The organism is Radiobacillus kanasensis (genome assembly GCF_021049245.1).
In the GTDB taxonomy this organism is placed as follows: domain Bacteria; phylum Bacillota; class Bacilli; order Bacillales; family Amphibacillaceae; genus Radiobacillus; species Radiobacillus kanasensis.
The window spans coordinates 2,440,330-2,454,557 of the sequence record NZ_CP088020.1 but is presented as its reverse complement, the minus strand read 5'-3'; the positions used below and the strand labels follow the sequence as shown (position 1 = coordinate 2,454,557).

General features: G+C 39.7%; 10 protein-coding genes and 1 other annotated feature. Of the genes, 5 read left to right on the top strand and 5 right to left on the bottom strand.

The features are described from left to right. Positions 1-124 precede the first annotated feature (124 nt). From ccpA to KO561_RS12690, 4 genes are all read left to right on the top strand, one after another. Entirely contained in the window at positions 125-1,126 is a 1,002-nt protein-coding gene (ccpA, locus tag KO561_RS12705; protein WP_231093650.1) for a catabolite control protein A, read from the top strand. A 109-nt stretch (positions 1,127-1,235) separates the two neighbouring features. Continuing rightward, positions 1,236-2,060, top strand: a complete 825-nt coding sequence (gene motP, locus KO561_RS12700; RefSeq protein ID WP_231093649.1) for a flagellar motor protein MotP — start codon at positions 1,236-1,238, stop codon at positions 2,058-2,060. After that, positions 2,050-2,823, top strand: a complete 774-nt coding sequence (gene motS, locus KO561_RS12695) for a flagellar motor protein MotS (RefSeq protein ID WP_231093648.1) — start codon at positions 2,050-2,052, stop codon at positions 2,821-2,823. The genes motP and motS overlap by 11 nt, the downstream gene beginning before the upstream one ends. 233 nt (positions 2,824-3,056) lie before the next feature. Then, entirely contained in the window at positions 3,057-4,064 is a 1,008-nt protein-coding gene (locus KO561_RS12690; RefSeq protein WP_231093647.1) for a ketoacyl-ACP synthase III, read from the top strand. 204 nt (positions 4,065-4,268) lie between these two features. Here KO561_RS12690 and KO561_RS12685 read toward each other — a convergent pair whose 3' ends face one another. From KO561_RS12685 to KO561_RS12670, 4 genes are all read right to left on the bottom strand, one after another. Continuing rightward, on the bottom strand, positions 4,269-5,444 hold the full coding sequence (locus KO561_RS12685; RefSeq protein WP_231093646.1) for an acetoin utilization protein AcuC: 1,176 nt from the start codon (positions 5,442-5,444) through the stop codon (positions 4,269-4,271). Next, a complete protein-coding gene (locus KO561_RS12680; RefSeq protein ID WP_231093645.1) occupies positions 5,441-6,085 on the bottom strand; it encodes an acetoin utilization AcuB family protein in 645 nt (214 codons plus the stop codon). Before KO561_RS12680 ends, KO561_RS12685 begins: the two co-directional genes overlap by 4 nt. Positions 6,086-6,107: 22 nt before the next feature. Continuing rightward, positions 6,108-6,740, bottom strand: coding sequence for a GNAT family N-acetyltransferase (locus KO561_RS12675; RefSeq protein WP_231093644.1), 633 nt, complete (start codon positions 6,738-6,740; stop codon positions 6,108-6,110). 230 nt (positions 6,741-6,970) lie between these two features. Beyond that, positions 6,971-10,006, bottom strand: coding sequence for a transglycosylase domain-containing protein (locus KO561_RS12670; protein WP_231093643.1), 3,036 nt, complete (start codon positions 10,004-10,006; stop codon positions 6,971-6,973). Between the two features lie 126 nt (positions 10,007-10,132). Next, positions 10,133-10,339, top strand: a binding site (T-box leader). A gap of 134 nt (positions 10,340-10,473) precedes the next feature. On the opposite strand from KO561_RS12670, the gene tyrS reads away from it, so the two are divergent. Continuing rightward, entirely contained in the window at positions 10,474-11,745 is a 1,272-nt protein-coding gene (tyrS, locus tag KO561_RS12665) for a tyrosine--tRNA ligase (protein ID WP_231093642.1), read from the top strand. Positions 11,746-12,574: 829 nt separating this feature from the next. Here the strand turns inward: tyrS and thrS are convergent. Continuing rightward, complete coding sequence (gene thrS / locus KO561_RS12660) at positions 12,575-13,780, bottom strand: threonine--tRNA ligase (RefSeq protein ID WP_231093641.1); 1,206 nt, start codon at positions 13,778-13,780, stop codon at positions 12,575-12,577. Positions 13,781-14,228 lie beyond the last annotated feature (448 nt).

Below are 14,228 nucleotides of genomic sequence, written 5' to 3'. Positions count from 1 at the left end.
AAAAAACATAGAAAATTGACGGATTATAGAGGCTGACCGTTGCGGATGGAGATTTTGTATCGTATGATAAATGAAAAGCAGAACGAATAGGACAAGGATATGTTAGAGGAGGAAATAGAAAGTTATGACTGTCACAATATATGATGTAGCAAGAGAAGCCAATGTTTCCATGGCAACCGTATCTAGGGTTGTCAATGGAAACCCAAATGTAAAACCTGCAACACGTAAAAAAGTTTTAAACACGATTCAACAATTAGGGTACCGTCCGAATGCAGTAGCTCGTGGTTTGGCTAGTAAGAAAACGACGACGGTTGGAGCAATTATCCCGGATATATCTAGTATCTTTTTCTCGGAGTTAGCGAGAGGGATTGAAGATATTGCGACCATGTATAAATATAACATTATCTTAAGTAACTCCGACCAAAACAAGGATAAAGAACTGCACCTTATTAACACGATGCTTGAAAAGCAAGTGGACGGAATTGTCTATATGGGTGGTGTCATTACCGAAGACCATATTAATCAGTTCCAGAGTGCATCTGTACCAGTTGTCCTTGCGGCTACAGTAGATGAGACACATACGATTCCATCGGTTAACATTGATTATGAAGAAGCGGCTTATGAAGCGACAAACCTTTTAATCGATCACGGACATCAGCACCCTGCTTTTGTAACAGGAACAGAAGAAACGGAAATGAACAATCAAAAATATGCGGGTTACCTTCGTGCCGTTAAAGAAAATAATAAAGAAGTTATCGAGGAAAGAATCATCAATGGTGATTATTCTTATGATTCTGGAATGGAAGCGATTGAGCAATTATTAGAACTTGAAAATCGTCCAAGCGCAGTGTTTGTTGCATCGGACGAAATGGCACTAGGTGTGATTCATGGTGCACAGGATCGTGGACTGAACGTTCCCGGGGACATTGAAGTATTTGGTTTTGATAATACACGATTAGCTACGATGGTTCGTCCGACGTTATCTACCATTGTTCAGCCTATGTATGATATCGGGGCTGTTGCGATGCGTTTATTAACCAAATATATGAACAAAGAAGAGGTTGCAGATCAAAACATTATCCTACCTCACCGTATGATTGAAAGAAATTCAACAAAATCTGAATAAAAGAGGAAGTTCAAAAAGTTCGGAAAGAATCGCTTTGTGCTTTTCTTCAGCTTTTTGAACCACACTAAAAAGCTTATGATATGGAAATGAAAAGGGTTAGGTGAAAGCGATGAAAAAAGTGGACTTACTAACACCTGTTGGCATAACGCTAGGTTTCCTGCTTATCATGTTTGGAATATTATCTAGTGGAGGCGCGTCTGGGGTTGTATCCTTTCTAGACCTCGCCTCCTTTTTTATTGTTATTGGTGGACTGATAGCAGCAATCCTAATAAATTTTAATCGGAGACAATTGAAGTTAACAGGACAAGTTTTAAAAGAAGCGTTTCGACAGGAGCAATTGCCTCTTCCGGAATTAATTGAACGCTTTGAGATGTTGTCAGAAAAGGCTCGTCGAGAAGGACTCCTATCTCTAGAAATGGAAATGGAGTCCGTTCAAGATCCTTTTTTGAAAAAAGGAATTTTACTCGCAGTCGACGGATATGAACCCGAAGTCATCCGAGATATTTTAACAGCAGAGATTATAGCGATGGAGGATCGTCATCAAAGAGGACGAGCTATTATCGAAAAAGCAGGGGAATATGCACCAGCATGGGGAATGATAGGAACCTTAATCGGACTTGTACTTATGTTAAAGAATTTGCAAGATCCTTCTACACTTGGTCCTAACATGGCGGTTGCATTGTTAACCACATTCTACGGAACGGTCCTAGCAAATCTTGTTTTTATCCCAATGGCAAGTAAACTAGAAAATCGTACAGATGAAGAGGTCTTTTTTAAACAAATAATCCTTGAAGGGGTTATCGGCGTACAATCTGGCCAAAATCCTCACATCCTAAGAGAGAAATTATCTGCCTTCCTTTCCACTGATATGCGCAAAGAAACAAAGTTAGGGTTAGATCGTAATCTAACAGGAGAAACCATCCATGAAGCTTAGGCAAAAAGAGAAAAAAAATAAAGGCGCACCGAAATGGATGGTGACTTATGCAGATATGGTCACGCTTGTGCTTGTGTTCTTTATTCTGCTTTTTTCCATGTCACAGTTAGATATGGTCAAGTTTCAAGAACTGGCGGAATCTTTTCGCAATCGGATGATATTTGATGCTTATCCGTCAGTTGTTTCGAATGAAAATCCTACTAACGAAGAGAAGCAGGAAGAAGCAGGGCAGGATGAAGTGTTAGATGACCCAGTTGAAAAACAACCTGTTGCGGTACCAGAGGAAGAGGTGGATTCGTTAGATCAGCTCCTGCAGCTAGTCAATGCCTTTATTAAAGAAAATAACCTAGAAGCAACTGTAACCGCTAATCGCAGGCAAGAAGGAGTCGAGTTAGTCCTACAAGAAAAGGTCTTATTTGATTCGGGTGAAGCTGAGATTATTGAAGCAGGTAGACCATTACTTGACCGAATAGCCACTTTATTAAAAAATGTACCGAATAAAATAAAAGTAGAAGGACATACGGACAATCGTCCTATTTCAAATTTTCGATACCCCTCAAATTGGGAGCTTTCTGGTGCAAGAGCGAGTAGTGTCATTCGTTACCTAGAAGATAATCATCAATTTCAAGGAAGTAAATTTGAGGCTTCTATTGGATATGGAGACACGAAGCCTATTGTACCTAATACTTCTTCAGAGAATTGGAGTAAAAACAGGCGAGTGGAAATCGTCATTCTCCAACAGGTGGAAAATAGTAATACATAATGCGAATGTGAAATAATAGGATGGTTACCTGTGAAAACAGGAGGGCGTGAAAACTTCGTAGCCTTTTAACCCAAAAAGAATATTTCTGAAAGATATTTTGTTTTAATTAACAGGAGCGTTGATCCAGGAAGGGATTAACGCTTTTTTTATATATGAATTGATTTATCGGTTAAAACCGTTATAATTAGTACCAGATACTAGTACTAACTTATAATTAATGTGAGGTGGATGGAATGTTAAGTCCAAGAATTACTGCTATCGGAACTTATGTACCCCAAAGAAGATTAACTAATTTTGATCTTGAGCAAATGGTTGATACAAACAATGAATGGATTATCCAAAGAACGGGCATAAAAGAACGCCGAATAGCCCGTTCTGATGAATATACCAGTGATTTATGTATCTCTGCTGTAAAGGATATGATGCTTAGGTACAATAAAAAAATAGATGATGTAGATATGATTATTGTGGCAACAAGTACACCTGATTTTCCATTTCCGTCAGTTGCAAGTATCATACAGAACAAACTAGGAATAGCTAATGCAGGTGCCATTGATTTAAGTGCGGCTTGTGCAGGATTTGTTTATGCCTTACACACTGCACAGGGATATGTTACTTCTGGACTACACAAAAAGATACTGGTTATAGGTGCCGACACCATATCAAAAATTACAGATTACACGGATAGAAGTACATGTATTTTGTTTGGAGATGGAGCAGGTGCAGTATTGGTTGAGAAGGATGTAAAATCCAATAGCTTTATTGGATTTCATTTGGGTAGTGACGGAAGTGGAGCACAACATGTATATCGTCGCGGATTATCAGGAACGGTAAATGACACGGAGTTATTAGATACTCGATACCTTGTCCAAAATGGGAGAGAAGTATTTCGTTGGGTGGTTAGAAATATACCTGACAACATTAAGGTCATCTTAGATAAAACACAGACCAGTATAGATCAAGTAAATTGGTTCATACCGCATAGTGCCAACTTAAGATTGATTGAACCTATCTGTGAAAAGTTGGATTATCCAATGACAAAAACACTTTATAGTTTAGTTAACTTTGGAAATACTTCAGCTGCTACAATCCCTTTAGCACTGGATCTTGGAATTCGAGAGGGAAAAGTTAAAGATGGAGACAAAGCTCTTTTGTACGGTTTTGGTTCTGGCTTAGTTCATGCTGGTCAATTGCTAGAATGGAATTTAGATGAGCAAATTAATGCACCAAAACCACTGTAATGTGCAAATGTTGTGAAGTATTGGACTTAAAGTAAAGGGTGCAACCTTTAGTGGAATTTAAATAAGGCTTAGAGAATTTTAATTCTCTAAGCCTTATTTAAATATACTGTGAAATCAGTTGTGTAAATCGTGTGAATGATGGTGCTTTATCATTTTGCACCTCATAAGTAAACCCATTTTGGTGAACCAGCGTAGTTTTTTACGTCAGAATTGATTATGAAATTTGTCTTGGTTTTTCGTATATTGTAGGAGGATATCTAAGGTACGTTTATTTTTTTCTGTTATCTCTTCTTTTCTAGGAATCGGTGGATAAATCCCTTCATCATCGTGCCAAGAATGAGGTAAAGAAACAGGAGATTGCTTTTCCCACCGCTTGATCCATTCAATCGGTAGAGTACCTTGGAACGTTGTATCCGTTTGCATGACGCTCCATATTTGAGCCCATGCTCTTGGTACAACCCTCCAAATATCATATCCACCTCCACCAAGTGCAATCCATTTCCCATCACAATAATCGTGCGCTAATTGATGGGCAAGTTTCGGAATGAATTCGAATGTTTGCATTGTTGAGCATAGATGGGTGAGAGGATCATAACAATGCGCATCCGCTCCATTTTGGCTAATGATAATGTCAGGTTGGAAATAGTTCATGACCTTTATAAGAGAGGACTCATACATTTCTATAAAGGACTCATCTTCCGTAAAGGCATCAACTGGTACATTAAAGGAGTAGCCATATCCAGCTTGAACCCCTCGCTCATGAACTTGCCCAGTACCAGGAAATAAATATCTTCCTGTCTCATGAATGGAAAGCGTACATACATTAGGATCATTATAAAAAATATTTTGAACCCCATCACCATGGTGGGCATCGGTGTCTACGTATAAAACGCGTAAGTTATAGTTTTTCCGTATATATTGAATCGCCACTGCAGCATCATTGTAAATACAGAAACCGGATGCTTTATTCGGAAAACCGTGATGCAAGCCACCTCCTAAATTAAGAGCATGTCGTGCTTCTCCTGACATAACTTGGTCGACCGCAGTAAGACTTGAGCCAACCAACAAACGGGAAGCATCATGCATGCCTGGAAAAATAGGGGTGTCTTCTGTACCAATGCCGTAGTTGAGAAATTTCTCAGAATCTATTTTCTCTTTGCTAGCTTTTTGAATGACATCTACATATTCGGATGTGTGTACTAATAGGAGCTCTTCCTCTGTTGCCATCCTCGGTTCTACTATCTCTGTATCTGTAAGAATTCCTTCTGCCTCAAGGAGTTCTTTTGTCATTTTAATTCTTTGTTGGTTGAAAGGATGCTCCGTTCCAAATTGATAAGTTAACAAATCCTCTGAGTAAACAAACTTAGCATCACATTTCATGGAGTCATCCCCATATTTGGCCACAAGACCTCATATCCTGCTTGTTGTATATCCTCAATAATAGGAAGCGGGTTCATCGTTTGGATACGGAAAACTAGAATTTTAAAGCTTGAATCATTTTTGTACGGATAAACGAGTACGGATGCAATATTGACTTTGCGATGACCAAAGATTGCAGCTACCTCAGGTAGAATACCAGCTCTATTTGGTACTTTGATTTCGACCTGAGAGCTTTGTACGTGCGTACCGGTCAATTGAATTAAAGTATAGAGCATGTCTTTCTCTGTAACCATTCCGATTAGCTTGTTTTTCTGAACTACGGGTAAACAAGCAATTTCTCTTTCATAAAAAATCGAAGCCACTTCCTCTACGAAGTCTAACGGGTGAATCGTGATGACAGGTGTGGTCATGATCGTATCAATCGAGTGATTCATTTCAGATAGGCCCATTTCCTTTGATAAGATAGAAGGGCTTGCATCACGGACATCGCGATCAGAGACAATGCCAATAAGCTCCTCGTCTTCATTGACGATAGGGATATGACGAATTGGATTGTCTTGTAAAATTTGATAGGCTTCTGCAATGGTAGCGTTTGGTGGTAAGGATATAACCTCTCGCTTCATGATCTCTTCTACTAACATCGTTATCCATCCCCTTTTCAGCTTATGATGTGGAACGACTTAGAAAACGTAGTCTCTGAAACTTTTGGATGGACGCTTCGGATACATGTTTCCCAATTCGGACCATTAAACAGTTTGCTGGATGTGCCATGATTTCTGGGTCATCTGTAGGTGCGGGTTTTAGTCCTCCAGCACTCATCATTTTTTCCATGATTTTTCGATAGTTCCAAATACTAAGTTGAGTTCCCTTTAAATCCCAGTGCCAATAGTACTCAGTTGAAATGATAATATAATGTTCCATGTTGGAATCAGCAACGGCGATTTCCAACAAAGTGGAACCAAGTTGATATCCTCGATAATCTGGTGCAATCTCAATGGCACCCAACTCAATTAGCTCCTCCATATTGAACGTAGACCATCTTTCTAATGGATCTGGGTGTAGAAAGGTAACATACCCAACAATGGTGTCCTCGGTTCGTGCTACATAAATTCTTCCTTCTGGTAATTCTGCAATTTCTTTTAACGCTTCGAATTGTTTTGGTGCAGGGCGAAAGGCAACTAAATCAGGGTGAAAATGATAGTTTGATAACTCATTAGACATTAGTGGCCCTTCTACTAACATCGTTTCATTTTCAGTTTTTAACTGTTTAGAACTGTATATTTTTTCGTGGATCAAGCGCTCACCACCTATCCGGACTCTATTTATACGTTTATTATACAGGGAAGAAAGGCACTTGTTAAAAGAAAACTTAAAAGATTTATTACAAAAGTGGAAGCGACCGTGTAGCCGAACCTGAGCTGGTCGTGACCTTTACTTTAAAGGATGGTATTACAGTCAATCCTTGTAATATGAATAAGAAAAGGAGCTTGGACTGTACCCAAGCTCCTTTAACATTTTTATTTAAATTACTCTTCAGTACCACCAGTGCCACCGGTTCCATCAGTACCACCGGTTCCACCAGATCCCCCGGTATCGCCAGTGCCACCAGATCCTCCGCTTCCATCAGTTCCGCCAGAACCTCCGGATCCATCGGTACCACCGTCACCACCGGTGTCACCAGTTTCTCCATTTCCACCAGATCCTCCGTCCCCGTTAGATCCACCAGAACCACTGTCCTCGTTTGAACCACCACCATTTACTGGCTTATCGTCCTTTTCTTCTGGCTTTTCTTTCTCGGGAGTGAAGTCTCCAATTTGTAACGTATTGGATGCTCCAGACTCTTGCCCGAAGTAATCAACTGCTTTTACTTGATAAACAGCTTTTCCACCGCCAACGTTCATTTTTGTTTCCGTTGTATTTCCTACTAATTTAAAGGAACCACCTGGTTTACTTGCTTTATAAATACGATAACCAACTACATCCTTACTAGAAGATGCCTTCCACGAAATCGTACTAGAACCAGATTTTTTCAAGCTTGATGGGGCATTCGGATTTTTGCCATCGTTTTTGATTTCATCCGTGCTTGGGATTGAAATTTTATCCCAAGCCCCGCCTTGGCTAGGGATAAGCTGTCGGATATCGCCAAGTTTATCATAGCCATTTTCTTTCAACCATTCAGGATTGAAAGCAGCTCCATCGTCTTTTGTAAATTCCTTCGGAGTATTCGGACCTGCAATAATGGATTTTCCATTTACCATGACATACGTTCCACGGATAAGACTATTATCTCTTTGTTTCGGAACAAACTTCGCATTAAATAAGTCTGAATCAACCAAGCCTAGTTCACTACAAACGTCAGATGGCAGCATACCGGAAACTTTACAGTAGGATCGATACACGAGCCCTCCTGGACGTTCAAATCGTTCTTTTGGTGCCATAAGGTCCGGATTAATATCTGTCGCCGCATTGACGAGTTTTGCCCACAATATTAAATTTCGGCGACTATAGTTTCCTCCTAATGGCTTCGGAGTGTCATAACCCATCCACATTCCCATCGTGACATTCGGGTTAGTAGCAACAAACCAAGTATCATGCCAATCTTGGGAAGTACCAGTTTTTCCCGCCCAATCGACATTCGTGTATTTCAAGTTTGCTCTAGCTGCTGTAGCTGTACCACTTGTCAATACATCACGCATCATATCAAGCATGAGGTAGTTCGTTTGTGGAGTAAATACCTCAACAGCTTCACTTTCGTGCTGATAGATTACTTCTCCGTCAACCGTTTCAATTTTATCAATAATATAGGCATCAACTGCTTTTCCACCATTCCCAAATGTGGTATAAGCATTCGTATTCTCTTCAATCGTTACCCCGTTTGTTAAACCACCCAAAGCAACGGCTGGATAGCCGTGATCCCCTTTGGTTAGAGAGGTGAATCCCATTGGCTCTAAATATTGAGAAGCAGGATCGTTATTAATAATTTGCATGTACGTTCTAACTGCAGGAATGTTATAAGACTGCTTTAAAGCTGTTCTTGCCGAAACAAGTCCATGGAAATTACTTGCATAGTTTCCGGGATCATATGGCTCAGGCATACCCGGATACGTAATAACTGTATCTACGTCGGCAATAATCGATCCAGGTTGAACAACACCTGCTTCCATTCCAGGTGCATAAACAAGTAATGGCTTCATCGTACTACCATTTGGTCGTTCTGCATCTGTTGCGTGGTTTAGATTTTCTAATTTAAAATCACGACCACCAATAAAGCTAATAATTTTTCCGGTTTTATTTTCTATTAAAATACCTCCGACTTGAACCGGTTCTTTTACTTGTTTCGTTTCCCCAGTTTCAGGATCGGTTACTGTTTCCCATTTATCACTACCATAATTGTCATAGGCGGCCGCAATATCTTGGTGGACATCATATATTTTTTTATCAATGGTTGTATGAATCTTGTATCCACTTTTTCGGAGGTCGCGTTCTGCTAGAATCATATATTCTTCTTTTAATTCCGCACTGTTTTCTAAATCCTCTTCGGTATATCCGTCTTTCTTCGCTAAAATTTTGGAAAGCACTTCTTTTGCTCTTTTTTCAATTTCATTTGTTAAATATGGATATTCATCAAGAGGCGATGGCTTTGGTTCTGTAAAGTCTGCTGCAAGGTCATATTGGATGGCCTTTTGGTATTCTCCCTCTGTAATAAACCCACTTTCTAGCATTCTAGAAAGGACAGTTTTCATTCGGTTAAAACCAGGTTCCAGACCTGCCTCATCTTTTACCCCTCCGCCATTCTTGAATGGTGTATAAAAAGATGGACTTTGTGGCAAACCTGCAATATAAGCAGCTTGTGGCAAGTTAAGGTCTTTTGCATCTATACCAAAAATGCCTTGAGCAGCTGTCTGAACACCAGCAATGTTTTGACCTGCTGCATTTCTTCCAAATGGAACGATATTTAAGTAGGCCTGAAGAATTTCGTCCTTGTCAGCAAATTGCTCCAAACGCAATGCTAACAGGATTTCTTTTGCTTTCCGTTCGAATGAAACTTCGTTTGTAAGGATTTGGTTTTTTATGAGCTGTTGTGTTAATGTACTACCACCTGTTTTAACGGAAGTGTTCAGTGCTTCTTGTAGGATGGCGCGCAATATTGCTTTTGGTACAACCCCATTATGGGTATAAAAAGTGTTATCCTCTGTCGCAATAATAGCGTTTTTAACATGTGTGGAAACATTTTCTAAGGTAGTTTCTTCGCGGTATAAGTCTGAACGTACTTTTCCTAGATATGTGTTATTGGCAAAATACAATTCAGATGATTCCTCATAGTTATAGAGGTCTTTTTCCATAGCCTCTTCTGCGCGTACGGGCTCGTCCTTGACTAAAGAAGCAAAGTAGCCAGCACCAACACCACCGGCAAAGAAAGCTCCAATCACACCAATAATGAGAAAGAATAAGATAATATTCCAGGTTACATCATACGTAATTCTAGAGCCTTTCTGAATGACACCAGTAGCCCAGAGTTCTTTTAATTTTTCTATATAATGAGCAAATCGTTCTTTATTCATAAGTAATACCTCCTAAACCCACTCTATATTATAGCATAACCGTCAAATTGCACAGTTTTTTGTTTAATTATCATTGCAATTTATAATATTGTATGGTATTAATAATATCATTACATTCTAAAACCTATATATGCGAAGAAGGATTCAAGTAGTAACGTAATTCCCTGTTTCAGAAAGCTAGCGGTTGCTGGAAGCTAGTACAAAATTACGTGCGAAGTACAAATCTGGAGCATCCTCATGCATGGGGACGGCTTAACCAAGTCGTTATGAAACGAAGTGGCAAGTTTAGCTTGCAACAAGGGTGGTACCGCGAGAACAAACCTCGTCCCTTTTTTGGGATAGAGGTTTTTTTTACTTTCACAATTATATGTTATTGGATGAAAGTATAAGTAAGAATATCGACTTTCACCTCAAGGTGACTAGTCATAGTTTTCTAATAACTTCGAAAGAATGGAGAGGTGAATGTTATGCACATTTTAGATGATCTGCAAAGAAGAGGATTAGTCAATCAAACAACAGATGATGAAGGTCTGCGAAAACACTTAGATGAGAAAATTGTGACATTATATTGTGGATTTGATCCTACAGCTGATAGTTTACACATTGGTCATCTGGTCCCTATGCTAATGCTGAAAAGATTCCAAAAAGCAGGACACCGACCTGTTGCTCTCATTGGTGGGGGAACAGGAATGATAGGGGATCCTAGTGGTCGTTCAACAGAACGCCAGTTAAATGATCTAGCGACCGTACAACACTTTAGCAATAGTATTAAAGAACAAATGGCTAGTATTTTAAATTTTGATGACGGGGAAAATGCTGCTGTTGCCCGTAATAACTACGAGTGGTTATCCACTATGACAGTGATTGATTTCTTACGCGACACGGGTAAGCACTTTGGAATTAATTATATGCTTGCGAAAGATTCTGTAGAATCCAGACTGGAAAACGGAATTTCCTTTACCGAATTTAGTTACATGATTCTTCAATCGGTTGACTTTTTGAACCTTTACGAAAAAGAAAACTGTACTTTACAAATTGGAGGAAGTGACCAGTGGGGGAACATTACCGCTGGTATGGAATTAATCCGCCGTACGAAAAGTGGGGAAGAGCAAGAAGCAAAAGCATTCGGTTTGACGGTACCACTTATTACAAAGGCTGACGGTACAAAATTTGGAAAAACTGCGGGTGGGGCCGTTTGGCTAGATCCCGAAAAAACGTCTCCATATGAGTTTTACCAATTCTGGGTTAATGCAGATGACCGGGATGTCATCAAGTTCTTAAAATACTTTACTTTCTTAAGTTTTGATGAGATTGATGAATTAGAAAAATCCTTGGAGGCAGCACCAGAGAAACGAATTCCGCATAAGCGTTTAGCGGAAGAAATGACGAAGCTTGTTCACGGAGAGGAAGCACTAATGCAAGCTCAACGGATTACCGAGGCCTTATTCAGTGGGGATATAGCATCCCTTAACGGAAAAGAAATTCAGCAAGGCTTCAAAGATGTGCCTTCTACAACCTTCACTGTTGAAGAAATTGGTTTAGTTGATGCATTAGTAGAAGCGAAAATTGCTTCATCTAAACGTCAAGCTCGTGAGGATATCCAGAATGGTGCGGTGTACATCAATGGAGTGCGAAATCAAGATTTAGCTCATGTATTAACGAAAGAAGATCGAATCGATGATACGTTTGTTATAATTCGAAGAGGGAAGAAGAAGTATTTCGTTTTAAGATTTGAGTAAAGTAGGGAAGAGACTGGGACAAAAGTGTTTTAATTCTAATAAAATCCGAACTATGATTCGAAATTTATTCATAGAGTTCGAATCAGTTCGGATTTTTCTATTTAGAGGCTTTGTTAAATATTGTTGCGAATTTTATATATACTCCGACGTAACGAAATAAGGACTCGTATATACTTTATCAAGTTGACTGCTAATGCGGCGCTGCGGAAAAATACTCGCTTTCCGTGGGGAACGCCTCAGCCAGGCTACTACATCGGATAATCATCTTTGCTGACTTGCACCGAGGAAGCTTACTTCGAAGCGTTACTAGAAGACGCAGGTGCATCTTTTGGGGTCTTCAACTGTTCCTTTCCCACAGGACAAGGAATACTCCGGAAGCTTAACCTCGCACGCAGAAAATTGGGGTTTATTTTCAAGGAGTCTCGCATTTTTCCGCAGCTTAGTACGGAGTTCTTTTCAAGTCAGAGGTGTCTCTTGGTCTACTTATTTTATAGGTGTTAATAACCCACTATATTAGAAAATACCTACAAGCGTAGGCAGAATACGTAGACTCCAGCGGGAACAGCGCGAGCCGAAGATCCCGCAGGAAGTAGTGTTCTTCCGAGGAAGCTGAGGCCGTGCCCGCGTAAAGCGAAGTATTCTGCCGAAGCGTGGCATTTAGGCTAAACTTGACTTTTTAGTAATTATCCAAAGATCGTTACATCGCATTTTATATCAACTGTGAATGAAAACCCAACCATTGAAAAGTAACGTTCTACACTTCTTATCGTGTAATCGTTCATCTTTAGATTGGGAGATTATAGTTTTGTCCTAGCTTCTTTTTCTTTACTTAATATTTTTCTTCATCCTTCAGTATGCTGATTACATTGGAAAGGGATAAATTGCCAATATTACCTTCCTTATGCTTTCGTAACGCGACAGATTGATTTTCCATTTCTTTATCACCAACAACCATCATATACGGAACCTTTTGTTTTTCAGCTTCGCGTATTTTTAATCCTACTTTTTCATTACGATCGTCTACTTCTACTCGGAATCCTTCTTGCTCTAATTGTGTTTTTACCTGATAAGCGTAGTCAACATGAGCTGCAGAAATCGGTAACATGTTCACTTGTACAGGAGCTATCCATAATGGAAAGTTTCCATCATAATGTTCAATAAGAATAGCCAAGAATCTCTCGATAGACCCATAGATAGCGCGATGAATCATAATCGGTTGGTGAGCTTTATTGTCTTCACCGATGTATTCACAACCGAATTTTTCGGGGAATTGGAAGTCTAATTGAATGGTTCCACATTGCCAGCTTCGTCCTAACGAATCAAGGATGTGGAAGTCAATTTTTGGACCATAAAAAGCGCCGTCCCCTTCATTCAAACTATAATCTATTTCTTTTTCCTCTAGAACTTGTTGGAGAGAGGCTTCCGCTTTGTTCCATTTTTCTAAATCTCCCATATATTTTTCCGGGCGAGTGGACAACTCTACTTTGTAGCTAAATCCAAAGATGGAATAGATGTCGTCGACAAGCTCTAGAACATTTTTAATTTCGTCTTTTACTTGATCTTCGCGAACAAATAAATGGGCATCATCTTGAGTAAAAGAACGAACCCGAAGTAATCCATTTAAGGAGCCAGATAATTCGTGACGATGCACAAGTCCGAGTTCCGCGTAGCGGATTGGAAGTTCGCGATAGCTGCGACGTTTGCTGTTATAAAGTAAAACAGCACCCGGACAGCTCATCGGTTTGATTGCATAGTTTTGATCATCAATATGAGAGAAGTACATATTATCGTGATAATGATCCCAATGTCCGGATTGTTCCCATAAATGTTGCTTCATCATAATGGGAGTCTTTATTTCTTGGTATTTAGCCTTTTGATGTTTCTCTTTCCAAAGGTTTTCTAGTACGTTTCGAATGACCATTCCCTTTGGTAGAAAAAATGGCATACCTGGAGCTTCTTCCATAGACATAAATAACTCTAGCTGTTGCCCGAGCTCTCGGTGATTTCTTCTTGACAGTTCTACATTGTTTGACATGTTTTTTCCTCCTAAAATTTTTAGAAATAAAAAACCACACTCATCCCAAAGAAGGGACGAGTGTGGTCGTGGTTCCACCCTAATTCCGTTTCGCATAAATAATGCAAAACGCTCAAAAGAGATAACGGCTCCTACCGGTTATGGATACTTCTAACATAGGTTCCCCATAACACTCCAAGGTGGTAAAGGATGCTGTATTCCTAGAAGGCTCTCAGTCGGTGACCTTCATTCTCTGTTAAGACGTTCAAACATCCTTCGTGTCCTTGTCATAGCTTTCACTTATAAAAATAAAAAACCACACTCATCCTCATAGAAGGGACGAGTGTGGTCGTGGTTCCACCCTAATTTCATTTCACACAAAAGTGCAAAATGCTCAAAAGATAACGGTTTCCCGATTATGGATACTAAGGATTCCCGATTCCCCATAATAGCTCCAAGGTGGTAAATC

Bases quoted from the DNA above. Each gene is read 5' to 3' on its own strand.
- motS (WP_231093648.1), top strand. From the start codon at position 2,050: ATGAAGCTTAGGCAAAAAGAGAAAAAAAATAAAGGCGCACCGAAATGG.
- KO561_RS12670 (WP_231093643.1), bottom strand. From the start codon at position 10,006: ATGAATAAAGAACGATTTGCTCATTATATAGAAAAATTAAAAGAACTC.
- ccpA (WP_231093650.1), top strand. From the start codon at position 125: ATGACTGTCACAATATATGATGTAGCAAGAGAAGCCAATGTTTCCATG.
- KO561_RS12685 (WP_231093646.1), bottom strand. From the start codon at position 5,444: ATGAAATGTGATGCTAAGTTTGTTTACTCAGAGGATTTGTTAACTTAT.
- tyrS (WP_231093642.1), top strand. From the start codon at position 10,474: ATGCACATTTTAGATGATCTGCAAAGAAGAGGATTAGTCAATCAAACA.
- thrS (WP_231093641.1), bottom strand. From the start codon at position 13,780: ATGTCAAACAATGTAGAACTGTCAAGAAGAAATCACCGAGAGCTCGGG.
- motP (WP_231093649.1), top strand. From the start codon at position 1,236: ATGAAAAAAGTGGACTTACTAACACCTGTTGGCATAACGCTAGGTTTC.
- KO561_RS12690 (WP_231093647.1), top strand. From the start codon at position 3,057: ATGTTAAGTCCAAGAATTACTGCTATCGGAACTTATGTACCCCAAAGA.
- KO561_RS12680 (WP_231093645.1), bottom strand. From the start codon at position 6,085: ATGTTAGTAGAAGAGATCATGAAGCGAGAGGTTATATCCTTACCACCA.